Origin of the sequence: Nocardiopsis protaetiae, from assembly GCF_045446735.1 — a bacterium.
Classification (GTDB): domain Bacteria; phylum Actinomycetota; class Actinomycetes; order Streptosporangiales; family Streptosporangiaceae; genus Nocardiopsis; species Nocardiopsis protaetiae.
In genome coordinates this window covers 27,841-52,698 of record NZ_JBJJBV010000029.1, presented here as the reverse complement: position 1 = coordinate 52,698, position 24,858 = coordinate 27,841, and the positions used below count along the sequence as shown (strand labels likewise).

The following is a 24,858-nucleotide window of genomic DNA, read 5'->3' as shown; positions in this document are numbered from 1 at the left end:
GGCGCCGTAGCGCCGCCGTGCGCACAGCAGGTCGACCGTCACGCCCTTGCCCGCGTCGCCGAACCCCAGGTCGACGACGACGGCCGAGGTGTCGGCCCACTCCTGGGTGTTCACAGCCGGTCCGTCCCCGGGGCCGAGGCGTCGCCGCCGGGCAGGCCGGCCGAGCGCACGATCGAGCCGCGCGGCCCGGCCAGCGGCGCCAGCGCCCGGCCCACCACGTCACCGGCGTCGGACCCGGCGTCGGCGAGGTCGGACAGGCCCTCCTCCAGGTCGACGGCCTCCTCGGACAGGCCGATCGTCACCGCGATGGTCTCCGAGACGGCGCCCAGGTCCTCCAGGTGGATGACGTTCTGGCCCATGTGGGTGTCCCAGAAGGACCGCACGGCGTCGTTGGTGAAGTGGCTGCTGCCGCTCGGCATGATGAAGTACACCTCGAACTTGCGCCGCAGCTCGGCGAGGATCTGCGGGAACGGGATGTCCTCGGCCAGGTCGTCCCCGATGACGTCGCGCACCTCGCGGGCCTTGACCTTGCCGTAGGCCTTCTCGTCGCCGATCAGGAACAGGTAGCCCTTGCGGCCGCGCTTGTCCAGGCAGTCCATGGCGGTGTGCCGGGCCATGAAGTACATGGCCAGCTCGTAGGACTCGGTGACCTGGCCGCCGCCCCCGCCCTCCAGCAGGATGTTGTTGAGGTCCTCCTCCAGCTCGTTGCCGGACTCGAACTGGCCGACCTGGAGCGGGGCCCGGTCGCAGGTGGCGTCGCCGATCCCGCCGAACAGGATCTGCGGGTGCTCCACGTAGCCCTTGCGCAGCAGCAGGCCGAACAGCGCGGGCAGCTTGGTCTGGAGCACGCGGGGGACGCGGCCCATCGAACCGGTGACGTCGAACAGCACCGAGATGGCCAGCGACTCGGGGTGCTCGTCGGAGTCGCGGCTCTCGCGGGCGGTGACGCCCTTGGGGTCGAGCGTCTCGTGGACCTTCCACTTGCCGCGGGGGACGGACGACAGGACGTCGTCGGTGTAGCCGAAGTCGCTGCGTCCGGCGGAGGCGTTGTAGGCCTTGCGGGCGTGGTAGGCGTCGGTGGACCAGTGGCTGCTTCCCATGGTGTTCTCCTTGTGTCGGTGGGGGTGGTCAGGCGGGCATGGTGAAGGGGCGGAACCGGCGCGGCCCGTAGAGCCGCTCCAGGACCTCGTCGAGCTCGATCAGCAGGGCGAACGCGTCGGAGGGCCGCTGGTTCGCGGCCGGCAGGGCGCAGCCGCGGGCGAACGAGCGCAGCTCCCGGGGCAGGCGCCCGGCGGTGACGTACTCGACGCACCGGGTCGCCATGTAGATGTCGGTCCGCACCGAGGCGGGCCGCCGCTGCGCCACCTCGGGCGGGTACAGCTCCTTGCGGTGGGGGACCATCGCGGGGATGTGCGGGGCGGTGCGCGAGGCGTGCGCGGTGACCGAGTAGCACCAGTCGACCAGGATCAGGCCGTGCTCCTCGGGGTGGATCAGCACGTGTTCGGGCACCACCGCCCCGTGCACCACCCCGGCCCGGGAGGCCGCGTCGAGCGCCACCAGCAGGCGGCGCCACATCCACGCGGCGTCGCGCGGGTCGATGCCGTCGGGGTGGGCGCGGCGCACGTCGGCCAGGCTGTGGAAGCCGTCCAGCCGGGCCAGCACGTTGGCCCTGCGCTCGACCCCGGTGGCGGCGTCGCGGTGGCGGATCGACTCCAGCAGCCGGGGGAAGAACGCCCGCGCCTCGCGCGGCCCCTTCTCCCGGATCCGCTCCAGGGCGGTGGCCTCGGCCTCCATGAGGTCGTTGTCGCGCGGGGCCCGCGGCACCTTGAGCACCGCGCCGCGCCAGTGGCCGTCCCGGTAGCGGACGGGGTACAGGTCGGCGACGTCGCCCGAGGCCAGCGGGGAGGACCCCACGTGGTAGCTCCGGGTGGCGGTGACGACCACATGGTCGTCGAACCCGATCCGGCCCTGGACGGCCTCCCGGTAGCGCGTCCACAGCTCGGTGAGCCGGGTGAACAGCGCGGCGTCGCCGGCGGGGGTGTCGGGGTGCAGCAGCCGGGCCAGGCGCCGGTGGGCCGAGGCGGCCGCCGCGGGCACGGCGGTCGTGCCGTCGGCGGGGAGGGGGCCGAACAGGTCGGCGGGGTCATGGGCGGTGAGGACGGCGCGGGCCGCCTCCTCGACGGTCATCGTGACCTCCACGGGAGTCATGGGGCGCTCCTGAGCAGCGGCGGGTGCAGGGCGGCGGTGCCGCCCGCCCGGTACAGGCGGGGGCGGCGGCCGCCGCCGGAGCCGCCGCGGCCGGCCACCTCGCCGGTGTCCTCGACGAACCCGGGGGCGGCCAGGATCTTGCGGTGGAAGTTGGCCGCGTGCAGGGTGCGGTCCCACACGGCCTCGTACACCTCGCGCAGGTCGGTGATGGTGAACACCGGCGGCAGGAAGGCCGTGGCCAGGGAGGTGTACTCCAGCTTGGCGCGGGCCCGCTCGACGGCATCGGCGACGATGCGCGCGTGGTCGAAGGCGAGCTCGTGCCGGGCGTCGCCGCCGTGGCCCAGGTCGCGCCAGGGCACCCAGGCGGCCTCCGCGGTGTCGCGGCCCTGCTCGGGGTCGGGCAGGTCGGGGGCGAGCAGCATGTACGCCACCGAGAACACCCGCATGCGGGGGTCGCGGCCGCGGGCGCCGTAGGTGCCCAGCTGCTCCAGGTGCAGGCTGGTGGGCAGGGCGGTCTTCTCGGCCAGGACCCGCAGCGCCGCGTCGGGCAGGTCGGGGTCGGCGGGTCCGGCGGGGCCGTCCTCGGCCCGGACGAAGCCGCCGGGCAGCGCCCACCGGCCCCGCTGCGGGCTGGCGCCCCGGCGGACCAGCAGCACCAGGGGCTCCCCGGCGCGGACGGTCATCGCCACGACGTCGACGGTCACCGCGGCGGGGGCGTAGGCGTGCGGGTCGTAGGCGGCCAGGAACTCCCGCTCGTCCGCGTCCCGCCGCATCCCGTCGTCCACCATGGTCGGTCCAGTTCTTCTCAGAGTGAGTTTTTCTCGGTTCGAGTAGAACTTAACACGGTCCCGCGCCGGAGTCCACCCCTTTTCCGGCTTGATCCCGCCGTCCGATACGGTCGGTCCGGTGAAAGGGGAGGCCGTGGAGAGCCTGAAGGACCTGGTGAGGCCGGGTGCGACCGTGGCGCTGGGCGACGGGTTCGGCGCGCCGACGAGCGTCACCGCCGACCTGTGCGCGGCCGCCGCCCGCGCCGGCGACGTCCGCCTCATCCTGGGCTGGGTCCCCGAGGCCGACCCCGGACTCGACCCCGCCGCGTTCGCCGACGCCCGCACCGTCATGCCCGGCTGGGGCCTGCGCGAGCACGTCGACCGCGGCCTCATCGCCCACCCGCCGGTGCGCATGTCCGCCGTCCCCGCCCTGCTGCACGGGCTGTGGCGCCCCGACCTGCTCGTCGCCTCCGTCGTCCCGGTGCCCGGCGGGTACACCTTCGCCAGCGAGGTCGGCTGGCTGCGCACCGCCGTCGCGGCCGGCGCCCTGGTCGCCGGGGTGGTCTCCCCGAACCTGCCCCGCGCCGACGCCGGTCCGCCGCTGCCCGCCGACCGCGTGGTCGTCATCGGGGAGAGCGACCGCACCGCCGGGACCCTGCGCCCCTCGCCCACCGGCCCCGACCAGGTCGCCATCGCCCGCCACCTGGCGCCCCTCATCCCCGAGGGCGCCCGCCTCCAGCTCGGCTTCGGCCCCGTGCCCGCCGCCCTGGCCGCCGAGCTGCGGGTCCCGGTGCGCATCGACTCCGGCCCGCTGCCCGAGGCCGTCGTCGACCTGGACGAACGCGGCCTGCTGCTGGGCGACCCCGTCGGCATGTACCTCGTCGGCGGCCCCCGCCTGCACGCCTGGGCCGACGGCCGCCCCCTGCTCCACCCCGTCGAACACGTCCTGGACCCCGGCCGCCTGTCCGCCGACCCCTTCGTCGCCGTCAACACCGCCGTGGAGATCGACCACGACGGCCAGGTCAACGTCGAGGGCACCGCCCAGGGCGTGCTCGGCGGCATCGGCGGCCACTCCGACTACGCCGCGGCCGCCACCCGCTCCATCGGCGGGCTCAGCGTCATCGCGATCCCCACCCACCACCGCGACCGCCCCACCCTGGTCGAACGCCTCTCCCGGCCGGTCACCACCCCCTCCCAGGACGTGGAGGTCGTGGTCACCGAGCGCGGCGTCGCCGACCTGCGCGGCCTGTCCCGCGCCGAGCGCCGCGCCGCCCTGGCCGACCTGTGGGACATCGCGCCCCCGGACACCGCGCGCGGCTGAACGGCCCCGCGCCGTTCCCGGGCCCCGATACGCTCGACACGCCCGACCGGCACGGCCCCGGCGACACGCCGACGGCCGTGTGCGGGACTCCTGTCGTCCCGCGGCACTAGCATGGTGCGAACGAACGTTCGAGAAAGGTGTGGGACGCGTGCGCGTGCTGGGAATCGACCCGGGGCTCACCCGGTGCGGCGTGGGCGCCGTCGAGGGCGCCATCGGCCGCCCCCTGCGCCTCATCGGCGCCGACGCCATCCGCACCAGCCCCGACGAGGACCTGCCCCAGCGCCTGCTGGGCGTCGAACGCGGCATCGAGCGGTGGCTCGACGAGATCCGCCCCGACGCCGTCGCCGTCGAGCGGGTCTTCGCCCAGCACAACCTCAGCACCGTCATGGGCACTGCCCAGGCCAGCGGCATCGCCCTGGTCTGCGCCGCCCGCCGCGGCCTGCCCGTCGCCCTGCACACCCCCAGCGAGGCCAAGGCCGCCATCACCGGCAGCGGCCGCGCCGACAAGGCGCAGGTCGGCACCATGGTCGCGCGTATCCTCGGACTCGACGGCCCGCCCCGTCCCGCCGACGCGGCCGACGCGGTCGCGCTGGCCATCTGCCACATCTGGCGCGGCGGCGCCCAGGCCCGGGTGGCCCAGGCGCAGCAGGACTTCGCCCGCAAGGTCGAACTGGCCCGCCGCGCCCGCGGCACCCGCCCCTAGGGAAGGAGAAGGGCACCCGGCGCACCCGGGGCCCGCCTGGACATGATCGCGTTCCTCACCGGCCGGGTGGCCGCACGCGGCGCGGGCAGCGCCGTCATCGACGTCGGCGGGGTCGGCATGTTCGTGCAGTGCACCCCCAGCGCCCTGTCCCACCTGCACGTGGGGGAGACCGGCACCGTCGCCACCAGCCTCGTCGTGCGCGAGGACTCCCTCACGCTGTTCGGGTTCGCCGACGACGACGAGAAGCACCTGTTCGAGCAGCTCCAGACCGCCTCCGGGGTCGGGCCCCGGCTGGCCCTGGCCATGCTGTCGGTGCTCAGCCCCGACGCCCTGCGCCAGGCCGTGGCCGCCGAGGACACCGACGCCCTGACCCGGGTCCCCGGCATCGGCAAGAAGGGCGCCCAGCGCATCGTCCTGGAACTGCGCGGCAAGCTCGACCCGCCGGTCTTCACCGACGGCACCCTGCCGCCCGCCCAGGGCGCCGGCGCGGGAGGGGCCGGGCCCAACGGCGCCTGGCGCACCCAGGTGGTGTCCGGCCTGGTCAACCTGGGCTGGTCCGCCAAGGACGCCGAGGCCGCGGCCGCCGCCGTCGCGCCCCAGGCCGAGGAGACCACCGACGTCGCCGTCCTGCTGCGCAGCGCCCTGCGCACCCTCAGCCGCGCCTAGGAGTATCCCGTGTACGACGATCACGACCGGCCGACAGGTCCCGCGGACCCGTACGCCCGCGAGGCGGTGTCCTCCGAGGCCGGGGCCGACGAGCGCCAGCTCGAAGGCGCCCTGCGGCCGCGCGCCCTCGACGAGTTCGTCGGCCAGGAACGGGTGCGCGAACAGCTCTCCCTGGTCCTGGACAGCGCCCGCAAGCGCAACCGCGCCCCCGACCACGTCCTGATGTCCGGCGGTCCCGGCCTGGGCAAGACCACCCTGGCCATGATCATCGCCGCCGAACTGGGCGCGCCCCTGCGCATCACCTCCGGTCCCGCCATCGAACGCTCCGGCGACCTGGCCGCGGTGCTGTCCACCCTCCAGGAGGGCGAGGTGCTGTTCCTGGACGAGATCCACCGGATGGCCCGCCCCGCTGAGGAGATGCTCTACGTCGCCATGGAGGACTTCCGGGTCGACGTGGTCGTCGGCAAGGGCCCCGGCGCCACCGCCATCCCGCTGGACATCGCCCCGTTCACCCTGGTCGGCGCCACCACCCGGGCCGGGATGCTGCCCGCCCCGCTGCGCGACCGGTTCGGGTTCACCGCCCACATGGACTTCTACTCGGCCGACGAGCTGGAGCGCATCCTGCACCGCTCGGCCGGGCTGCTCGGCGTCCCGCTGGCCGAGGACGCCGCCCGCGAGATCGCCGGGCGCTCGCGCGGCACACCCCGCATCGCCAACCGGCTGCTGCGCCGGGTCCGCGACTACGCCGAGGTGCGCGGCGACGGGGTCATGTCCCTGGACACCGCCCGCGCCACCCTGGAGCTGTACGAGGTGGACGCCCTGGGCCTGGACCGGCTCGACCGCGCCATCCTCGACGTGCTGCTCCACCGCTTCCGCGGCGGACCGGTGGGCCTGTCCACCCTGGCCGTGTCGGTGGGGGAGGAGGCCGAGACCGTCGAGGTGGTCGCCGAGCCGTTCCTGGTCCGCTCCGGGTTCCTGGCCCGCACCCCGCGCGGCCGGGTCGCCACCCCGCTGGCCTGGGCCCACCTGGGGCTCACACCCCCGCCGGACGCTGCCTTCGGCGCCGCGGCCGCGGCCTCCCAGAGCGGCACCACGGGTCCCACCGGCACCAACGGCAACGGGGCCTCCGGCACCCCCTGAACCGCCCCGGCGCAGGCCACGGCCCGCGCCGGAGCCGAGGCACAACCGTTAACACTCCGATCTCCACCGGTGGGAGAACGGTGACCGGCGCCACGTAAGCTGTGACGAACCGACCGAGACCGGGGTGACAACCCGCCCCGGGAGTGTCGTCCGACACCGAAGGAACGCATCGGCCTCCCCAGGCGTTGTAGCCAACGGGTGCCGTGCGGGCCGACCACGTCCGGACCGGCACGAACAAGGTGGTCGTCGCGTTGACCGCGCCGTCGGCCACACGACGAAGACTTCAGGAAGGACGCCCCGTGCAGGGCCTTTACCAACTCGCCGACGGAGCCGCGCCCGCAGGCGGAGGAATCCTCTCCTCGCTCCCCATGATCGCCCTCATCCTCCTGGTGTTCTGGCTGCTCATCTGGCGGCCCAACCAGAAGCGGCGCCAGCAGGAGACGCAGATGCAGAGCGCCCTCGTCCCCGGGGTCGAGGTCATGACCAAGGCGGGCATCTACGGCACCGTCGTCGAGATCCAGGAGAACGACGTGATCCTGGAGATCTCGCCGGGCACCCGGATCCGCATGCTCAAGCCGGGCATCGGCGAGTTCCTCACCCCGCAGACCGACGACACGCCGGTCGAGGACCGCCCCGACTTCGGCGACGACGACCCCAAGCCCAACAACTGACGGCGACCGCCGCCCGAACCCCGAGATGAGAACGCCCCGGGGTGAGCGGCCCGGCGCGCCACGCACGGACCCGCAGGTACCGGCCCCCACCGGGGCCGGTACCGTCGTGTCCGGCCCGTCCCGGCCGACCCCGGCCGTCGGACGGGACGCCCCGTCCGCCCCGGCACCCCCGGGCGCCCACGGCACCGCCACCACGGAACACCAGTAAGGTCCACACCGCACCATGGCCCACGACAACGCACCCGCGGACACCGCCACCCCGGAACTCCTCCTGGGCCGCATCCGCGACATCCCGGACTTCCCCCGGCAGGGCATCCTGTTCAAGGACATCACCCCACTGCTCAACGACCCCGCGGCGCTGGCCGCCACCGTCGCCGGGCTCGCCGCCCCCTTCCGGGACGCCGGCGTGGACCACGTGGTCGGCCTGGAGGCCCGCGGCTTCATCTTCGGCGCCCCGGTGGCGATGGAACTGGGGGCAGGGTTCGTCCCCGCGCGCAAAGCCGGGAAACTGCCCTCGTCCGTGATCGAGCAGCCCTATGATCTGGAGTACGGGACCGCGACCGTGGAGATCCACGCCGACGCGATCACCGAGGGCTCCCGCGTGCTCATCGTCGACGACGTGCTGGCCACCGGGGGAACCGGCCGGGCCGCGGTGGACCTGGTCCGCAAGGCGGGTGGTACGGTCGTGGGATTCTCCGTCCTGATGGAGCTCACGGCTCTCCACGGGCGCGAGAAGCTGTCCGACGTGGAGCCGCACGCCCTCCTCTCGGTCTGAGCGACCCGCCCACACCCTGCGCCACCGCGGCGTTCGGCGTACCGGGAATCCCCGCGGCGCCACGGCCGCCGACCACGCGTCGGCGCCGGTGGGAGGCCCACGGGGGACACTAGACTGAACACCTGAGGAGCGGCACCGCGGCCGCGATCGGCGACCGGCCCAGAAGAAACACACGTGCACCGGAGACCGCCGGGCGACGCCGACCGCCCGCACGATCCGGGCGGAACCGCGGGAGGTAGGCATGCCAGGCGACATTGTCTCGACCGGGACGGTACCCGGGAACGGGACGCGACCGGACGCCGCCCGCCCCCAGGCCGAGGGCGCCGCCCCCGCGGCCGGCGAGCGCTCCCCCGCGGACCGCGACCGCCCCACGACCGACGACCGCCCGGAGGGCGCCGCCACGGCGGCGCCCTCCGCCGCATCCACGCCCTCCACCGTGCGAGTCCGCAGAAGACTCGCCCGACTCGGCGCCCAGCGGGGAGTGACGATGAACCCGGTGCTGGAACCACTGATCAAGACCGTGCGCGCCACCCACCCCAAGGTGGACGTGCGGCTCATCGAGCGTGCCTACGAAGTGGCCGCCCACCACCACCGGGACCAGAAACGCAAGAGCGGCGACCCCTACATCACCCACCCGCTCGCCGTCGCCACCATCCTCGCCGAGCTCGGCATGCAGGAGGCCACCCTGGCCGCCGCCCTGCTGCACGACACCGTCGAGGACACCGAGTACACGCTCGCGGAGCTGCGCGCCGACTTCGGCGACGAGATCGCCGAGCTCGTCGACGGGGTCACCAAGCTCGACAAGGTCAAGTACGGCGAGGCCACCCAGGCCGAGACCGTCCGCAAGATGGTCGTCGCCATGGCCCGCGACATCCGCGTCCTGGTCATCAAGCTCTGCGACCGGCTGCACAACATGCGCACCCTGCGCTACCTGCCCTCGGTCGCCAAACGGGAGAAGAAGGCCCGCGAGACCCTGGAGATCTTCGCCCCGCTCGCCCACCGCCTGGGCATGAACACCATCAAGTGGGAGCTGGAGGACCTGGCCTTCGCCACCCTCTACCCCAAGCGGTTCGACGAGATCGCCCGCCTGGTGTCCGAGCGCGCCCCCCGCCGCGACGTGTACCTCCAGGAGGTCATCGAGGCGGTCTCCGGCGACCTGCGCGAGTCCAAGATCAAGGCCACCGTCAAGGGCCGGCCCAAGCACTACTACTCGATCTACCAGAAGATGATCGCCCGCAACGTCGGCTTCGACGAGATCTACGACCTCATCGCCGTGCGGGTCCTGGTGGACAGCGTCCGCGACTGCTACGCGGCCCTGGGGACCATCCACGCCAGGTGGAACCCCGTGCCCGGGCGGTTCAAGGACTACATCGCCATGCCCAAGTTCAACATGTACCAGTCGCTGCACACGACGGTCATCGGACCCTCGGGCAACCCGGTCGAGCTCCAGATCCGCACCCGCGCCATGCACCGGCGCGCCGAGTACGGCATCGCCGCCCACTGGAAGTACAAGGAGGACCGCAACAGCGGCGGGGCCCCGGCCACGCCCAAGGGCGGCTCCGACATGGCGTGGCTGCGCCAGCTCATCGACTGGCAGCAGGAGACCAAGGACCCGGGCGAGTTCCTGGAGTCGCTGCGCTTCGACCTGTCGGTGCAGGAGGTGTTCGTCTTCACCCCGCAGGGCGACGTCATCTCGCTGCCGCAGGGCGCCACCGCCGTCGACTTCGCCTACGCCGTGCACACCGAGGTCGGCCACCGCACCGTCGGCGCCCGGGTCAACGGCCGCTTGGTGTCCCTGGAGACCGAGCTGCACAACGGCGAGACCGTCGAGATCATCACCTCCAAGGACCCCGACGCCGGACCCAACCGCGACTGGCTCGACTTCGTCAAGAGCGCCCGCGCCCGCAACAAGATCCGGCACTGGTTCACCAAGGAGCGCCGCGAGGCCGCCATCGAGCTGGGCAAGGAGGAGATCGCGAAGGTCATGCGCAAGCAGGAGCTCCCGGTCAAGCGCCTGTTCAGCGGAGAGGCCATCATCGCCCTGGCCGACGAGCTGCGCTACCCCGACGTGGACGCCCTGTACGCGGCCGTGGGGGAACGGCAGGTCAGCGCCCAGAACGTCGTCACCAAACTGGTCGACTCCATGGGCGTCGTCGACGACCACACCGAGGACATCGCCGAACCCGCCCTCCCCACCAAGGCGCCCCGCCAGCGCCAGCCCGGCAACCCGGGCGTGGTCGTGGAGGGCGACGCCGACGTGTGGGCGCGCCTGTCCAAGTGTTGTACGCCGGTGCCCGGCGACGACATCGTGGGCTTCGTGACCCGCGGCAACGGGGTGTCGGTGCACCGCGCCGACTGCGTGAACATCGCCACCCTGGACCCCGAGCGCAAGGTACGGGTGGACTGGTCGCCGACGGAGGACTCGCTGTTCCTGGTGGCCTTGCAGGTGGAGGCCTTGGACCGGGCGAGGTTGTTGTCGGACATCACGCGGGTGCTGTCGGACCAGCACGTCAACATCCTGTCGGCGACGGTCCAGACGAGTCGGGACCGGGTGGCGCAGAGCCGGTTCACCTTCGAGATGGCGGACCCGGCGCACTTGGGGAGTGTGCTGCGGGCGGTACGGAACGTGGACGGGGTTTACGACGTGTACCGGGTTCGGAACTGAGATGGGGGTTGGGGCCGGGGTGGGGATGGGGCCGGGGGTGCTTGGTCCCGGTCTTGGTCCCGGTCCCGGTCCGTTCCCTTCCTGGAGGCCTTGGCCACAGCCGGAGGGTTTTGCGCCTCCCTCGCCCTAGGGGGTGAGGGGAGGAAGGAGTGCTTCCTTTGCCTTCCTCGCCGCGGGGGGGGGGGCTGGAGAGAGGGTTTCTGTGGCTGTCATCCCTTGGGGCGCAGGTCCCGGTTCTTCCTCCGGTCTGGGGCTGGGGCTGTGGGTATCTGCGGCCGTCACCCCCTGGGGCGCGGGTTGTGGTTCTTCCTCCCGACACCCCCTTGGGTTGGGGAGGGCGATCGGGGCGGGGGTTACCCCGTCTGTGGTCGGGCTTTCAAGCGAGGTCTGCGCAACAGCCTGTTTCCAGTCGGAGCGTTCTTTCCGTGGACCTGTGTGGCTGAGCGTGCCGCCGGGCCCCGACCCGTCCCCGGAACAAACCCCCATCGCCCGGGGCGTGCAGGAGACGCGTACGCCTTTTGGTCTGCCGCCCCTTCTACGTGGGGACGGCTCCGCGCCCGGCACGGGTCTGTACGTTCCCAGGGGGTGACCCGTGGAGACCAACGCGACCGTGTGCGGCCCCCTACACCGCCGTCCGCAGATGGCGGGGGTTTGGGAAACCTGCTCTTGCTGTCTCACCCCCTGGGGCCGGGGTCCCGTCCCGCTCTACCGACACCCCCTGGGGCCGGGGCGGGAGGCCTCCTACTGCCGTCACCCCCTGCGGCGGGGGTGGTCAGGGATGTGGCCGGGCTGTGGCCAAGGACCCCAGGCAAGTGGGTGACCCCCTGGGGTTGGGGCGTGAGGCCTCGTGCGGCCCTCACCCCCTGCGGCGGGGGAGGCACAACGCACTCCGGCTGTGGCTAAGGCCCCGGGTAGGTGACCGGGCTGGGGCTGAGGCCCCGGGTTAGGTGGGAAACCCCCTGTGGCGGGGGAGGCGCGATGCCTTCCGGTTGTGGCTGGGGGCTCCAGGCCGGGGGCAACCCCCTGCGACTGGGGCGGGAAGCCTCTTGCCGCCCTTACCCCCTGGGGCGGGGGTGGCCGGGTTGGGGTTGAGGGCTCCGGGTCGGGTGGGAAACCCTCTGGGGCGGAGGTCGCGCTGGTGTGACCGGAATCCTCAGTCACAGCCGGAGGGCGTCGCACCTTCCTTCGCCCCAGGGGGTGAAGGCCGCAGTGGCGTTCCCCGCCCGGCCCCAGGGGGTTGCCCGCCCGACCGGGACCTCCATTCCAGGGGGTTTCCCACTTACCCGGGGCCTCAGCCATAGCCCTATCCCCCTCTTGGAGTCCTCAGCCTCAGCCCGGCCACCTTCCTGACCACCCCCGCCGCAGGGGGTGACGGCCGCACAAGGCCTCCCGCCCCGACCCCGGGGGTTGCCCACCTTTCCTGAGGCCTCAGCCCCAGCCCGGTCACTTTCCTGGCCTCCCCCGCCGCAGGGGGTGAGGGCCGCACGAGGCCTCCCGTCCTGGCCCCGGGGGGTTTCCCACCTGACCTGGGGCCTCAGCCCCAGCCCGGTCACTTTCCTGGCCTCCCCCGCCGCAGGGGGTGACGGCTGCACGAGGCCTCCGGCCCCGGCCGAAGGGGGTTTCGGTAGAGCGGGACTGGACCCCGGCCCCAGGGGGTGAGACAGCAAGAGCAGGTTTCCAGGACAGCAACCATCTGCGGAGGGCGGTGTAGGGGGCCGGTCTCGGTCGCGTTGGTCTCCACGGGTCACCCCCTGGGAACGTACAGACCCGGGCTGGGCGCGGAGCCGTCCCCACGGTACGACGCCCGGCAGACCAAAAAGACGTACGCGTTGGACTCACGTCCCGGGTGGTGGGGGTGTTTTCAGGGGACGGGTCGGGGCACAGCGCACATCCCCGGCCACACAGGTCCACGGAAAGACGCTCCGACTGTGAAGCCGCGGTTGCACAGACCTCGCTTGAAAGCCCAGACACCTGGCGTAGTAACCCCCGCCCCGATCGCCCTCCCCGCCGCAGGGGGTGTCGGGAGGAAGAACCACAACCTGCACTCCAGGGGGTGACGGCCGCGGGTGCCTACAGCATCAGCCCCAGACCGGAGGAAGAACCGGGACCTGCGCCCCAGGGGGTGACGGCCGCAGATACCCACAGCCCCAACCCCAGACCGGAGGAAAAACCGGGACCTGCGCCCCAAGGGGTGACGGCCACAGAGACCCCCTCAGCCCCGGCCCCAGCCCGGGGGAAGACCCACGACCCCGACCCCAAAAGGTGACCGCCGCCGGAACCCACCCACCCCCAAGGATCCAGGCGCCGCGGTGGCTCCGAGCCCGATCACTTCCAATCCGGTCACCCCGCCACCTCCAGAACACCCATCATGCCCAGGTCCTCGTGGTTCAGGATGTGGCAGTGGTAAACAGTCCGCCCGCCGCCGTGGCGGAAGGGCACCAGGAGGCGGACCGTCGACCCCGCGGGCACGTTCACCGTGTCGCGCCAGGCCCGGAAGGGCTCGGGGACGCCATCGCGGTCGAGTACCTGGACCGGGTAGCTGTGCAGGTGGAAGGGGTGGTCGGCGGCGTGGTCGTTGGCCACCTCCCAGATCTCCAGGGTGTCGAGGTCGGCGCGGGCGTCCACCCGGTCCATGTCGAAGACGCGCCCGTCAACGGTGAATGCGCCGTCCGGGGCGGCGTCGAAGACCACCCGCCGGGTGCGGACGGCGGTGGCGGGGTCGAGTTCCTCGACCGGGGCCAAATGGTCGGGGAGGGGCACCGGCGCCAGTCCCTCGGGGACGTCCAGGACGAGGAGGGTCTCTTCGTCGTTGGCGGCCTCCCCGCCCGGGCCGTGGACCGAGTAGGGGAGGCGGACCAGGCCGAGGGGACCGGCCTCGGTGGTCTCCACCAGCACCTCGGCGCGCTCGCCCGGGGCGAGCAGGATCTCCTGGACCCGGTGGGGGCGCTCGATGAGTCCGGCGTCGGTGGCGATGAGGTGCAGCGGCGGGCGGCTCCGGTCGCGGCGGACGCAGCCCAGGAGGAGGTGGTCGCCCGCGGTGGCGTTGAGCAGCCGCAGCCGGGTGAGCCCGCTGCGGACGGTGGTCCCGGGCCGCCGGACCCCGTTGGCCAGGATCTCGCGGCCGGAGACGGTGAACATGACCAGCCGGTCGTCGGCCTCGACCAGCCCCGGCCGCTCGTCGGCGGGGCCGGTGACGACGACCGGCCCGGCCAGTCCGGCGAGCAGCTGGCGTTCCACGTCGCCGTGGGCGTGCGGGTGGTACCAGTAGGTGCCCGCGCAGCCCGGGGTCACCGTGAACTCCTGGGAGGAGGACCCGCCCGGCATCACGTGCTCCAGCGGCCGGTCGACGTCCGGGGTGAGCGGCAGCCCGTGCAGGTGCAGGCTGCTGGGGGCGTCGGTGGTGTTGGTGAAGTCGACCCGCACCCGGTCGCCCTCGCGTAGGCGCAGCAGCGGTCCGGGGCTGGAGCCGTTGTAGACCAGGCCGGGCCCGGCGGAGGCGGCGACCAGTTCGGCGACCCGCAGGCCGTCGGTGTCGGTGGTCGCCAGTTCGGGGAGGCCGGGCAGCTCGGGGCGGTCGGTGGGCAGGTCCGGCCCGGTGAGGGCGCGGACGGCGGGGACGGCGGCCGCGGCGGCGACCGCGGTACCGGCCGCCGCCAGGAAGGCGCGCCGGCCCAGCGGCGACCGGCGTGAGGTCTCAGTGGTCATGGCCGGTGCCCTCGCCCTCGGCCGCGCCCTCGGCCGCGCCCTCGACCCCGGTGTGGCCCTCGTGCCCGGCCGCGTCGCCTTCGCCCGTCACGGTCAGGCGGCCCACCATGCCGTTCTCCTCGTGGCTGCCCACGGAGCAGACGAACGGGTACACACCCGGCTCCAGGTCCACGACCACCGTGCGGGTCCGGCCGGCCGGGACGGTGACGTCGATGCCCAGGGACTCGATGGCGAAGCTGTGCGAGCCGTCGGTGTCGTTGGTGAACCGGAACGCCACCGGCCGCCCCTCGGCGACGGTGAGCTGCCCGGGCTCGAACTTGAAGTCCACCATGGCGACCGTCGGCAGGGCGGCGACCTGCTCCGGCGTCAGCGCGCCGGTGTCGTCGAGCTGCGGGGAGACCAGCACCAGGCCCAGGCCCAGCACCGCCCCCAGGGGGAGTCCGACCACCAGGGACCGGGCGCCCGCGAGCAGGCCGGGCACGGCGGCGACGAGGACGACGCCCGAGGCCAGGACGGTGGCCGCGGCGACCAGGAACGGCCCGACCTCGCCCGGCCGGGCCAGGTCGTGTGACAGGTCGGCGGTGCGCATCACCAGCAGGGTGACGACGGTGAGGACGGCGGGGACCGCGGCCCAGCGGGCCGAGCGCAGGTACCCGAACGCGGCGAGCAGCGGCAGCACCGCGATCGACGCCATGGCCGGGTTCGGGGCCCCGCCGGTGACGAGGTAGGAGAGCAGGGTGGTGGCGGCCAACGCCACCGTGGCGGCGACCGCGAACGCGGCGGGCGGCGGCTGCCGCCGGTCGGTCGCGGTGGGGGTCTCACGGATCTCGGTCATGGTCGTGCCTTCCCGTGTCGGGGGGTTGTTATTGAGTGGTCACTCACTTGCCGGGGCCGAAAAAACGCCCACCCCGCGGTGGGCGTGTTCTCTTAGTTCGCTGCCTTCGCTGCCTTCGCTGCCTTCTCGGTCTTCTCCTCGCGCCGCCCGTGGACGGTCATGCCGTTCATCAGGGTCAGCGCCCAGGGGGCGTCCACCTCGTCCAGGTCCAGGGCGGTGATCAGGTGGCACATCAGGCCCATGGCCATGAAGTACTGCACCTGGTCCCGGGTGCCCCCGGACAGCTCGTGCACCAGGGTCACCGCCGAGGCGTAGCCGCGCCGCATGGCCTCCCGGATCTCGGGGACGTCGGTCGCGCTCTGGGCGTGCACCTGGAGCATGAGCAGGTCGCGGTCGGCGATCAGGTCCGCGTAGGAGTCGCCCATCGCCGCCAGCACCTGGGGTGCGGGGGCGTCGAGCGCCTTCTCCGCGCCCTCGCGCAGCGCCTGCTCGATGAGCCCGAAGCAGCGTTCCAGCGTGGCCGTGAACAGGCCCAGCTTGTTGCCGAACAGCCGGAACACGTAGGCCTGCGAGATCCCGGCCGCGTCGGCGATCTCCGTCACCGGGGTGGCGTGGTAGCCGCTCCGGGCGAAGACGGGCACGGCGTGCCGCAGGATCGCGGCCTTGCGCGCCTCGGCCGTGGAACGGCCTGCTTCGGTGGTGTTCATGTAAGTGAGTACACACTCATAACCGGATCCTGTCAACCCCACTCGGATCGACCCCGCCCGCATCGACCCCGCCCGGATCAAACCCACCCAGGGATCGACCCCACCCGGGGACCGCACGGCGACGGCCCCGGTCCGTGGGGGACCGGGGCCGCTCGCTCGGCCGTCCGCTCGGCCGTCCGCTCGGCCGTCCGCTCGGCCGTCCGCTCGGCCGTCCGTTCGGGCGCCCGCTCAGATGCGGATCGTCGTCGAGCGCACGATCTCGAACACCGGGTGCCGGTGCGCCTCCGCCTCGAAGGCCTCGGCCGGGGCGTCCGGCGGGGCCTCGAAGTACGGCGCCACCACCAGCCCGCGCGGGTGGTCCAGGTACTCGCGCAGCACCGGGGCCGCCTCCGCGGCGTCCAGCTCGCGCACGCTGACCAGTTCGATCCAGCCGCCCTTGCGCAGCGTCGCGAACCCGTCCGCGCGGATGTTGCGGACCCAGTCGACCTCCCCGTAGGGGGCGACCAGGAACCGGCCCTCGTTGTTGTCCACGAGGTTGATCGGGACGGTGCGCAGGAAGCCCGTCTTACGTCCCCGCGTCGTGAGCAGGTACGTGTCGGGCGGGCACACCCCGTACTTGACGAAGCCGCCGAGCGCCGCGTTGAGCACCCGTCGCGCCCGCGTCATCTCGAACCGCTTCGCCGGTTCGTCCACCATCTGACAACTCCCTCGATCGCTTGTCCCCCATTGTGGTGGTTGTGGGCTGGGAACGTCAGGCCGGAGGTCCTCCGAACGCGGAGACGCCGGTCACCGGAGTGCGGAGGTGCCGGCCACCGGAGTACGAAGACCCCGGTCACCGGAACGCCGAGACACCGGTCACCGGAGTGCGGAAGTGCCGGTCATCCGAGATCCCGTTCACCGGAACGCCGAGATCCCGGTCACCGCCTGTCCGATGCTCAGCGCGTGGATCTCCTCGGTGCCCTCGTAGGTCGCCACCGTCTCCAGGTTCACCATGTGCCGCATCACCGGGTACTCCAGCGTGATCCCGTTGGCCCCGTGCACCGACCGGGCCGCGGCGGCCACCCGCTGGGCGGCGGCGACGTTGGCGAACTTGCCGAAGCTGACGTGGTTGTGGTGGGCCAGCCCTTGGTCCTTGAGCCGCCCGATCTGCAACGCGGTCATCCCGGCGTGGTTGACGTCCACGACCATGTCGGCGAGCTTGCGCTGGGTCAGCTGGAACCCGGCGATCGGCCGCCCGAACTGCTCGCGGGTGCCCGCGTACTCCAGCGCCGCCTCGTAGCAGGCCCGGGCCGCACCGGCCACGCCCCACACGATCCCGTAGCGGGCCTCGTTGAGGCAGGACAGCGGCGAGCCCAGCCCGCGCGAGCCCGGCAGGACCGCGTCGGCGGGCAGCCGGACCCCCTCCAGCACCAGCTCGGAGGTGATGGAGGCGCGCAGCGACAGCTTCCTGTGGATGACGTTGGCGGTGAACCCGGGGGTGTCGGTGGGCACGACGAACCCGCGGATGCCCTCGTCGGTGGCGGCCCACACCACGGCGACGTCGGCGACGGACCCGTTGGTGATCCACATCTTGGTGCCGTCGAGCACCCAGTCCGCCGTGTCGCCGCCGGAGCCGTCCCGGCGGGCGCGGGTGCGCATCGAGCCGGGGTCGGAGCCGGAGTCGGGCTCGGTGAGGCCGAAGCAGCCGATGGCCTCGCCCGCGGCCATCGCGGGCAGCCACCGCTCCTTCTGCTCCTCGGAGCCGTACTTGTGGATCGCGGCCATGGCGAGGGAGCCCTGCACGGACACGAAGCTGCGCAGCCCCGAGTCCACCGCCTCCAGCTCGCGGCAGGCCACCCCGTAGGCGACGGCGCTGGAGCCGCCGCAGCCGTACCCCTCCAGGTGCATGCCGAGCACGCCCAGGTCGCCGAACGCCTTGGCCAGCCCGCGCGGGTCGGGCAGCGTGCCCGCCTCGAACCAGTCCGCCACGTTGGGCAACAGCTCACGGGTGGCGAACGCCCGGACCGCGTCGCGCACGTCGCGTTCGGTGTCGTCCAGGCCGGCGTCCACGGCCAGGAAGTCGCGGGGGTCCGGGGCGGGTGCCTTGCGGTCGCTCATGAGTTTCCTTTCGGGTGCTGCTGGACGGCGCCGCGTTCGACCATCGCGTCGATCCGGTCGGCGGCCAGGCCCAGTTCGGTGAGGATCTCCCGGGAGTGCTGCCCCAGCAGGGGCGGCGCGGTCAGCGGGGGAGGCGTGTTCTCCAGCCGGAACCCGGCGCGGACCTGCTCCAGGAGACCGGCGGTGGGGTGGTCGACGGTGCGCAGCACGTCGTCGCCGTGGGCGTCGGCGGTGCGCAGCGCGTCCAGGACCCCGCGGACCCGGCCCACGGGCACGCCCGCCTGGAGCAGGCGCTCGGCCCAGTGGTCGGCGGGCCGGGTGCGCAGGGTCGCGGTGATCTCGGCGACCAGTTCCCCGCGGTGCGCCACCCGGTCCGGGTTGGTGGCGTAACGGGGGTCCTTTGCGAGGTCGGGGCGCTCCAGCGCCTCGCACATGCGCAGGTACAGCGCGTCGTTGCCGGCGGCGATGACGAGGTCGGCGTCGGCGGTGGGGAACGCCTGGTAGGGGACGATCGTGGTGTGGGCGTTGCCGACCCGGGCGGGCTCGACCCCGGTGACCAGCGCCTGCTGGGTGAGGTTGACCAGCCCGGACAGGGTGGAGTTGATCAGCGAGGCGCTGATCTCCTCGCCCCGCCCGGTGGCGCGGGCGCGCATCAGGGCGCCGAGGACGCCCACCGCGGCGTTGAGCCCGGTGAGCACGTCGGTGAGCGCGACCCCCACTTTGCTGGCCGGGCCCTCGGCGGGGCCGGTGGTGCCCATCAGGCCGCTCTCGGCCTGCACCACGATGTCGAACCCGGGGCGGCCCGCGGGTTCGTGCTCGGGCCCGAACCCGCTCACCGAGCAGTACACGACGGCCGGGTTGCGGGCGCTGACGTCGGCGTAGCCCAGGCCCAGCCGGTCGATGACGCCGGGCCGGAAGTTCTGCACGACCACGTCGGAACCCGCGCACAGCTCCTGCACGGCGGCCAGTCCGTCGGGGTCCTTGAGGTCCACGGCCAGGCTGCGCTTGTTGCGGTTGACCGACAGGAAGTAGGCGGCCTCCCCGCCCGCCCAGGGCGGGCCCCAGGCGCGGGTGTCGTCGCCTTTACCTGGCTGTTCGACTTTGACCACCTCGGCCCCCATGTCCGCCAGGAGCATGGTGGCGTAGGGCCCGGCCAGGACCCGGGACAGGTCGGCGACGCGCACCCCGGCCAGGGGCAGAGGCGGGGGCGGGGCCAGGGGCGGGGACGCGGGTACGGACGGAGGCACGGACAACGGGCTACTCCTCGCCGGTCGGCAACTGGTGGTCGTCCTTGAGCTGGTAGTAGCTCTCCAGGCAGCGGCGCAGCGCGGTGGTGAGGGCGGCCCCCGACTGGCCCGCGTAGCGGGTCTGCACCCGGCGCACCAGTTCGGCGATGTCCTCGGTGACCGACGCGCCCTCGACCAGGGCGCGGAAGAAGTCCTTGGCCAGGTCGGTGAGGAGCGTGGTGTCGGCGGCGACGATCCGGCCGTCGGCGGTGTCCACCGCCAGGACGACGCCCAGGCGCTGGTACTGGGAGTGGCTGGCCACGGAGTCGGGCAGGCGGGCGTAGCCGGAGATCAGGACGACCCGGGGATTGCGGAAGACCTGCTGCATACGGTCGTGCACGTACGTCACCTCTTCGATCGCGGGCATGCGAAAACTCCAGTGCTCTGGAGTCTCGCGCCTGGGAGGCGTCCGGGGGGAACCGGACACCCGCGACGTGAGGGCAGATGCGGACCAGTATGGCGCCCCCGTTCCCCGGCTGTCGAGTCCCGGCCGTCGAGCGGGTCCCCGAAAGCGTGTCCCGGACCACACCCGGATCGCCCTGTTGCTCCCGGCGGGCGCTGTGTTAATCTGCGTCGCAGGTCACGAGTACCAGCGCGAAGCCCCGGCTTGCTGGTCGGCAACCCTCCATCCGCGGTGGGGTGCCCCGGGTGAGGACCAGGTCCCGACACGACCGTGTCGGAGCAAGCGCGGACCCTTGGCGCTGCCTGATCGGCACCCCGTGGGTCCCATGACCCACTGAAGAGGTGTGCCATGACCGTCGTCACTCCCATCGGCTCCGCTCCGTCCGCCCGGCCCGACCTGAGCCGGTGCACGATCGTCACCGCCGAGGAGGGCGTCCCCCTGGTCACCGGCGGGCGCGTCGACTACGCCAACCTGGACTACGCGGCCAGCGCCCCGTGTCTGACCCCGGTCGCCGAGGCCCTGGCGGCGGCCCTGCCCTACTACGCCAGCGTGCACCGCGGCGCCGGGCACCACTCCCAGGTCAGCACCGACGCCTACGAGCGGGCCCGCCGCTCGGTGGCCCGCTTCCTGGGGGTGCGCACCGAGCCCGCCGACGCGGTGGTGTTCGTGCGCGGCACCACCGACGCCCTCAACCTGCTGGCCCGCGCGGTGCCGCAGGGCTGCACGGTGGTCGTGTTCGAGTCCGAGCACCACGCCAGCCTGCTGCCCTGGGAGCACCCGGCCTCCCGCGCCGGATCGGTGGTGCGCCTGCCGCTGCCGGAGTCCCCGCGGGCCGCGATCGACGCCGCCCGCGCCGCCCTGGCCGCCGCCCCGGAAGGCCCGCGCCTGCTCTGCGTCACCGCGGCCTCCAACGTCACCGGCGAGATCTGGCCGGTGGAGGAGCTGGTGGCGGCCGCCCACGCCGAGGGCGCCCGCGTGGTGGTGGACGCCGCCCAGTACGCCCCGCACCTGCCGTTCAGCCTCAAGGGCACCGGCGCCGACTACGTCGCCCTGTCCGCCCACAAGCTCTACGCCCCGTTCGGCTCGGGTGTGCTGGCCGGGCGCGCCGACTGGCTGCGCGAGGCCGCGCCGTACCTGTCCGGCGGCGGCGCCACGCAGCTGGTCACCGAGCACGACGTGGTGTGGAACGACCTGCCGGCCCGGCACGAGGCGGGCAGCCCCAACGTGCTGGGCGCGGTCGCCCTGGCCGCGGCCTGCGACACCCTCACCCCCAAGGTGCAGGAGCTGCTGCACATCCGCGAGACCGCCCTGGTGGAGCGGCTGCGCGCGGGCCTGGCCGAGATCGACGGAGTGCACGAGCTGTCCCTGTGGGACGAGGACCACCCGCGGGTGGGCATCGTGTCGTTCGTCGTGGACGGGATCCCCGCCGACCTGCTGGCGGCGGCGCTGTCGGCGGAGTACGGGATCGGGGTGCGGGACGGCCTGTTCTGCGCCCACCCGCTCACCCGCCACCTGCTGCCGCGGGGGCACGGCCAGGCGGTGCGGGCCAGCCTGGGCATCGGCACCACCTGGGAGCACGTGGACCGGCTCGTCGGCGCGGTCGCCGACCTGGTGGAGCGCGGCCCGCGCTGGGAGTACGCGGACGCCGACGGGCGCCTGGCCCCGGTGCCCGACCCCCGCTGAACGTCACCCCGCCGGGCCCCCTGCGGCGGGGCGGCCCTCCCGCCGTCCCCCGGGCCGGGAGATCCCCGAATCGGGGGCGTCGCCTGCGGGCGGCGTCCCCGATGTGTGTTTCGGGACCTTCGCCCGAGAAACCTTGGGGACACAAGGCATGACAAAAGCTGACATAGGGCGCATAACACACAGGTGTGTGCTGGGAATCACTTTTCCAAGGGGTAGCATCAGGCCCTGATGGCAAGGCGCGGTGCCGCGGACCCGACCGGTCCTGTCGACGGCGCGCCTGCCTCCCACGAGCGGACCGGCTGGGGGAGCGTGATCGTGACGGACGTCCGAGGCAACGAGGCGGGACCGCTCACGGGCGCCCATCGCGAACCGGTGCGCCGCCCCCGGCGCGGTTCCGGCGTCGTCGACCTGCGCGGCCGGCCCCCGCGGCCGAGCCCCGAACCCGACGAGGCCCTGCGCCGCCACACCGCCTTCCTGAACCGGGTCACCGCCTACCTGTGCGCCGACGCCCGCACCGCCCAGTTCGTCGACTGGGGCTGCCCGGTGCCGGGCCTGGCCGACATCGTCCGCGCCCACCGCCCCGACGCCCGCGTCGTCCACATCGCCCCGTCCGGGGTCGCCGGGACCCTCGCCTCCGACGGCGCCGTCGTCTCCGGCGACGGCGGCCCCGCCGCCGCCCTGCACCGCCTCGCCACCTCCGGGCTCGTCGACCTCGACGAGCCCGTCGCCGTTCTCATGACCCGGCCCTTCACCGCCGACGCCCCGCCCGAGGGCATCGCCGACCTGCACGCCCTGCTGCGCGGCGGCGGCCACCTCGCCCTGGCCTGCACCGCGCCCCACCCGGTGCTGCTGCGCGCCCTGGCGCCCTTCCACCCCGTCGAACCCGGCGCCGCCGACCTCGTGTGGTGGCCCTACCCGGACGAGGACGTCGCCGCCCCCGGCAGCGGCGTCCTGGGCGCCCTCGGTCGCGCGCCCGCCCAGGGCGGGGCCGGGCGCCGATGGCGCCGCTGAGCCACCCCCGGTGACCCCGCGGCCTACGGCTCCCCGCCCTAGATGACCTGGAGCGGGTCGACGCGGATCTGGGCCTGGTGCTCCTCGCGGCGGGCACTGCGGGCCGCCGCGGCCACCTTGAGCGCCCGGGCCAGCGCGCCCACCCCCGAACGCGGTACCCGGAGCAGGGCCCGCTCGGTGGTGTTCGTCCCGCCCGGCCCGGTCGGGCCCTCGCGGTCCGCACCCACCGGCACCGGCCCCAGGAGTTCCACGCCCTCGGGCAGCTCCACCTGGTCCAGCAGCTCGCGCACGTGCTCGGGGCCGCCGGTCACCGACGCCATCGACACCGCCGGGGGGAACCCCAGCTCGCGGCGGTCGGCCAGCTCGCGTTCGGCGAACCCCGCCGGGTCCCAGCGCACCAGCGACTGCACCACCGGCGAGGACGCCTCGGCGCACACCACCACCGTGCCGCCCGGGCGCACCAGCGCCGCGGCGCTCAGCCAGCGCCGCAGCGTCTCCTCGGTCGCCCGCAGGTCCAGCCGGTTGAGCAGTGCCCAGCCGTCCAGCAGCACCGCCGCCGCGTACCCGCCCTCGGCCACCGGCTCGGCCCCCGGGGTGGCCACCACCAGCGACGGCGTCCCCGGCACCTGCGGCAGCACCTCGTCGCGGCCGGAGGTGCGCACCGCCACCGACGGGAACGCCCGGCCCAGCTCCTCGGCGGTGCGCCGGTCGCCCACCACCACCGCGCGCATCCGGTTCACCCCGCACTCCGGGCAGGTCCACGCGCCCGCCACCCGGCCGCACCAGCCGCAGGAGGGCAGGGCGTGCGAGCCGCGCACCGCCAGCGGTCCGTGGCAGGCGTCGCAGCGCGCGGGCTCGCGGCAGCCCGCGCAGGCCAGCGTCGCCAGGTAGCCGCGCCGCGGCACCTGGAACAGCACCGCGCCCTCCCGGGAGGCCTGCCGGGCCACCCGCAGGGCCAGCCCGGGCAGCCGCGCCGAGCGCGCCGCCCCGTCCCGCTCCAGCTCGCGGTCGTCCCCGGCGGCCCGCACCACCGGGGCGCGCCGCCGCAGCACCGCCCGGTCGGCGACCAGCTGCCCGGCCCACCCCGAGTCCACCAGCATCTGAGCGTCGGTGGTCCGGGTGTGCCCGCCGATCAGGGCCGCCGCGTCCGCCCGGTGGGCGCGCATCGACAGCACCGTGCGCGCGTGCGGGTAGGGGGCGTGCGGGTCGGCGTGCACGTCGTCGCCGTCGTCCCACAGCACCACCAGGCCCACGTCGCGCACCGGGGCGAAGGCCGCGGCACGCGTGCCGACCACCACCCGCACCCGGTCGCGCAGCACCGCCAGCCACCGCCGGTAGCGCTCGGCCGGGCCCAGCCCGGCGGTCAGCGCCACGTGCCGGTCCGGGCCCAGCACCGCGGTCAGCGCCGCGTCCACCCGCTCCACGTCCCGGCCGTCGGGCACCACGACCACGGTGCCCCGCCCGGCGGCCAGCGCGGTGCCCGCCGCCACGGCGATCGCCTCGGGCCACTCCGGGCCCGGCAGCGCGTTCCACACGGCCCGGGGCGCCTTGCCCGCGGCCAGCTCCGCCAGGAACGCCGGCCCGTCCGGGTAGTCCTCCCACGGCCCCGCCTCCGGCGCACCGAAGTCCCCTTCGGCGCCCTCGGCCGGCTCCTCCTTCTCGGCCCGGGCGTGCCGGGGCGGCACCGCCAGCCGCAGCACGTCGCTCAACGTGCCCGCGTACCGGTCCGCGACCGCCCGGGACAGCCCCAGGACCTCGGGGGTGAGCACCGGCTCGGGGGAGACCACCGAGTCCAGGTAGGCCAGCCGCCCGGCGAACTCCGACGCCTCCACCCGCTCCGCCAGGAACCCGGTCAGCCTGCGGTTGTTGAACCGCACCCGCACCCGGCAGCCCGGCACCGCCGCCCCGTCCATGTCGGCGGGCACCCGGTAGTCGAAGTACCGGTCCAGGTGCGGCAGCGGGGTGTCCACCACCACGCGCGCGACCGGCAGCCGCTCGGCGGGCGTGCGGGGGGCCGGGCGGCCGGAGCGTTTCTTCTGCTTCTTCTCCGCCGGGGGCGCGGCGGCGATCTCGAAGAGGACCTCTTCGGGTCCGGCGGGCTGGGATGTCATCCCCTCTGGTGTACCAGAACCCGGCGACACCGGCCGTGGGACGCCCGGTGCGGCTGGTAGAACTGGGAACCCGCGGCGGTGGGCCGCGAACCGCGCACAGCCAG

At 74.0% G+C, this 24,858-nt stretch carries 20 protein-coding genes and 1 riboswitch; of the genes, 9 read left to right on the top strand and 11 right to left on the bottom strand.

Translation table 11 applies throughout. From position 1 onward, the window contains the following. Positions 1 to 110: 110 nt before the first annotated feature. From ACJOT3_RS07375 to ACJOT3_RS07365, 3 genes are read right to left on the bottom strand one after another with little or no spacing between them, the layout of a single operon-like run. Positions 111 to 1,100 carry a hypothetical protein gene (locus ACJOT3_RS07375; RefSeq protein ID WP_406970161.1) on the bottom strand — a complete coding sequence of 330 codons (990 nt, stop codon included), beginning with the start codon at positions 1,098 to 1,100 and terminating at the stop codon, positions 111 to 113. Positions 1,101 to 1,128: 28 nt separating this feature from the next. Beyond that, a complete protein-coding gene (locus ACJOT3_RS07370; protein ID WP_406970159.1) occupies positions 1,129 to 2,208 on the bottom strand; it encodes a protein kinase family protein in 1,080 nt (359 codons plus the stop codon). Continuing rightward, positions 2,205 to 2,996 (bottom strand): NUDIX hydrolase, encoded by a 792-nt coding sequence (locus ACJOT3_RS07365; RefSeq protein ID WP_406970157.1) that lies wholly within the window; start codon positions 2,994 to 2,996, stop codon positions 2,205 to 2,207. Before ACJOT3_RS07365 ends, ACJOT3_RS07370 begins: the two co-directional genes overlap by 4 nt. A 133-nt stretch (positions 2,997 to 3,129) precedes the next feature. On the opposite strand from ACJOT3_RS07365, the gene ACJOT3_RS07360 reads away from it, so the two are divergent. The 7 genes from ACJOT3_RS07360 to ACJOT3_RS07330 all read left to right on the top strand — a co-directional run bounded on the left by ACJOT3_RS07360 (position 3,130) and on the right by ACJOT3_RS07330 (position 10,916). Then, positions 3,130 to 4,296, top strand: coding sequence for an acetyl-CoA hydrolase/transferase C-terminal domain-containing protein (locus tag ACJOT3_RS07360; protein ID WP_406970155.1), 1,167 nt, complete (start codon positions 3,130 to 3,132; stop codon positions 4,294 to 4,296). Positions 4,297 to 4,444: 148 nt separating this feature from the next. Next, positions 4,445 to 4,999 carry a crossover junction endodeoxyribonuclease RuvC gene (gene ruvC, locus ACJOT3_RS07355; protein ID WP_406970153.1) on the top strand — a complete coding sequence of 185 codons (555 nt, stop codon included), beginning with the start codon at positions 4,445 to 4,447 and terminating at the stop codon, positions 4,997 to 4,999. 42 nt (positions 5,000 to 5,041) lie between these two features. Then, the gene (gene ruvA, locus ACJOT3_RS07350; protein ID WP_406970151.1) at positions 5,042 to 5,665 is read left to right on the top strand and encodes a Holliday junction branch migration protein RuvA; all 624 of its coding nucleotides are present in this window, start codon (positions 5,042 to 5,044) and stop codon (positions 5,663 to 5,665) included. Positions 5,666 to 5,674: 9 nt separating this feature from the next. Next, a complete protein-coding gene (ruvB, locus tag ACJOT3_RS07345; RefSeq protein ID WP_406970149.1) occupies positions 5,675 to 6,805 on the top strand; it encodes a Holliday junction branch migration DNA helicase RuvB in 1,131 nt (376 codons plus the stop codon). A gap of 299 nt (positions 6,806 to 7,104) precedes the next feature. Continuing rightward, a complete protein-coding gene (yajC, locus tag ACJOT3_RS07340; RefSeq protein ID WP_406970147.1) occupies positions 7,105 to 7,476 on the top strand; it encodes a preprotein translocase subunit YajC in 372 nt (123 codons plus the stop codon). Positions 7,477 to 7,699: 223 nt separating this feature from the next. Continuing rightward, positions 7,700 to 8,251: an adenine phosphoribosyltransferase gene (locus tag ACJOT3_RS07335; protein ID WP_406970145.1), complete on the top strand. Its 552-nt coding sequence runs from the start codon at positions 7,700 to 7,702 to the stop codon at positions 8,249 to 8,251. Between the two features lie 487 nt (positions 8,252 to 8,738). Next, positions 8,739 to 10,916: a RelA/SpoT family protein gene (locus ACJOT3_RS07330; protein ID WP_406970169.1), complete on the top strand. Its 2,178-nt coding sequence runs from the start codon at positions 8,739 to 8,741 to the stop codon at positions 10,914 to 10,916. A 2,340-nt stretch (positions 10,917 to 13,256) separates the two neighbouring features. Here ACJOT3_RS07330 and ACJOT3_RS07325 read toward each other — a convergent pair. From ACJOT3_RS07325 to ACJOT3_RS07295, 7 genes are all read right to left on the bottom strand, one after another. Beyond that, positions 13,257 to 14,621 carry a multicopper oxidase family protein gene (locus ACJOT3_RS07325; RefSeq protein ID WP_406970143.1) on the bottom strand — a complete coding sequence of 455 codons (1,365 nt, stop codon included), beginning with the start codon at positions 14,619 to 14,621 and terminating at the stop codon, positions 13,257 to 13,259. Beyond that, on the bottom strand, positions 14,611 to 15,456 hold the full coding sequence (locus ACJOT3_RS07320; RefSeq protein WP_406970141.1) for a cupredoxin domain-containing protein: 846 nt from the start codon (positions 15,454 to 15,456) through the stop codon (positions 14,611 to 14,613). Before ACJOT3_RS07320 ends, ACJOT3_RS07325 begins: the two co-directional genes overlap by 11 nt. A 92-nt stretch (positions 15,457 to 15,548) precedes the next feature. Then, positions 15,549 to 16,163 (bottom strand): TetR/AcrR family transcriptional regulator, encoded by a 615-nt coding sequence (locus ACJOT3_RS07315; RefSeq protein ID WP_406970139.1) that lies wholly within the window; start codon positions 16,161 to 16,163, stop codon positions 15,549 to 15,551. Positions 16,164 to 16,391: 228 nt separating this feature from the next. Then, positions 16,392 to 16,859 carry a nitroreductase family deazaflavin-dependent oxidoreductase gene (locus ACJOT3_RS07310; RefSeq protein ID WP_406970137.1) on the bottom strand — a complete coding sequence of 156 codons (468 nt, stop codon included), beginning with the start codon at positions 16,857 to 16,859 and terminating at the stop codon, positions 16,392 to 16,394. Between the two features lie 198 nt (positions 16,860 to 17,057). Beyond that, a complete protein-coding gene (locus ACJOT3_RS07305; protein WP_406970135.1) occupies positions 17,058 to 18,260 on the bottom strand; it encodes an acyl-CoA dehydrogenase family protein in 1,203 nt (400 codons plus the stop codon). Further along, positions 18,257 to 19,513 (bottom strand): CaiB/BaiF CoA transferase family protein, encoded by a 1,257-nt coding sequence (locus ACJOT3_RS07300; protein ID WP_406970133.1) that lies wholly within the window; start codon positions 19,511 to 19,513, stop codon positions 18,257 to 18,259. Before ACJOT3_RS07300 ends, ACJOT3_RS07305 begins: the two co-directional genes overlap by 4 nt. 4 nt (positions 19,514 to 19,517) lie before the next feature. Next, positions 19,518 to 19,874 (bottom strand): DUF3870 domain-containing protein, encoded by a 357-nt coding sequence (locus tag ACJOT3_RS07295; protein ID WP_406970167.1) that lies wholly within the window; start codon positions 19,872 to 19,874, stop codon positions 19,518 to 19,520. Positions 19,875 to 20,124: 250 nt separating this feature from the next. Beyond that, positions 20,125 to 20,240: riboswitch (SAM riboswitch) on the top strand. 57 nt (positions 20,241 to 20,297) lie between these two features. Between ACJOT3_RS07295 and ACJOT3_RS07290 the strand changes: the two genes are divergently transcribed. After that, positions 20,298 to 21,632 carry an aminotransferase class V-fold PLP-dependent enzyme gene (locus ACJOT3_RS07290; protein WP_406970131.1) on the top strand — a complete coding sequence of 445 codons (1,335 nt, stop codon included), beginning with the start codon at positions 20,298 to 20,300 and terminating at the stop codon, positions 21,630 to 21,632. A gap of 315 nt (positions 21,633 to 21,947) precedes the next feature. After that, the gene (locus ACJOT3_RS07285; protein ID WP_406970129.1) at positions 21,948 to 22,643 is read left to right on the top strand and encodes an SAM-dependent methyltransferase; all 696 of its coding nucleotides are present in this window, start codon (positions 21,948 to 21,950) and stop codon (positions 22,641 to 22,643) included. A 38-nt stretch (positions 22,644 to 22,681) separates the two neighbouring features. On the opposite strand, the gene ACJOT3_RS07280 is transcribed toward ACJOT3_RS07285, so the two are convergent. Next, complete coding sequence (locus ACJOT3_RS07280) at positions 22,682 to 24,754, bottom strand: primosomal protein N' (RefSeq protein WP_406970127.1); 2,073 nt, start codon at positions 24,752 to 24,754, stop codon at positions 22,682 to 22,684. Positions 24,755 to 24,858 lie beyond the last annotated feature (104 nt).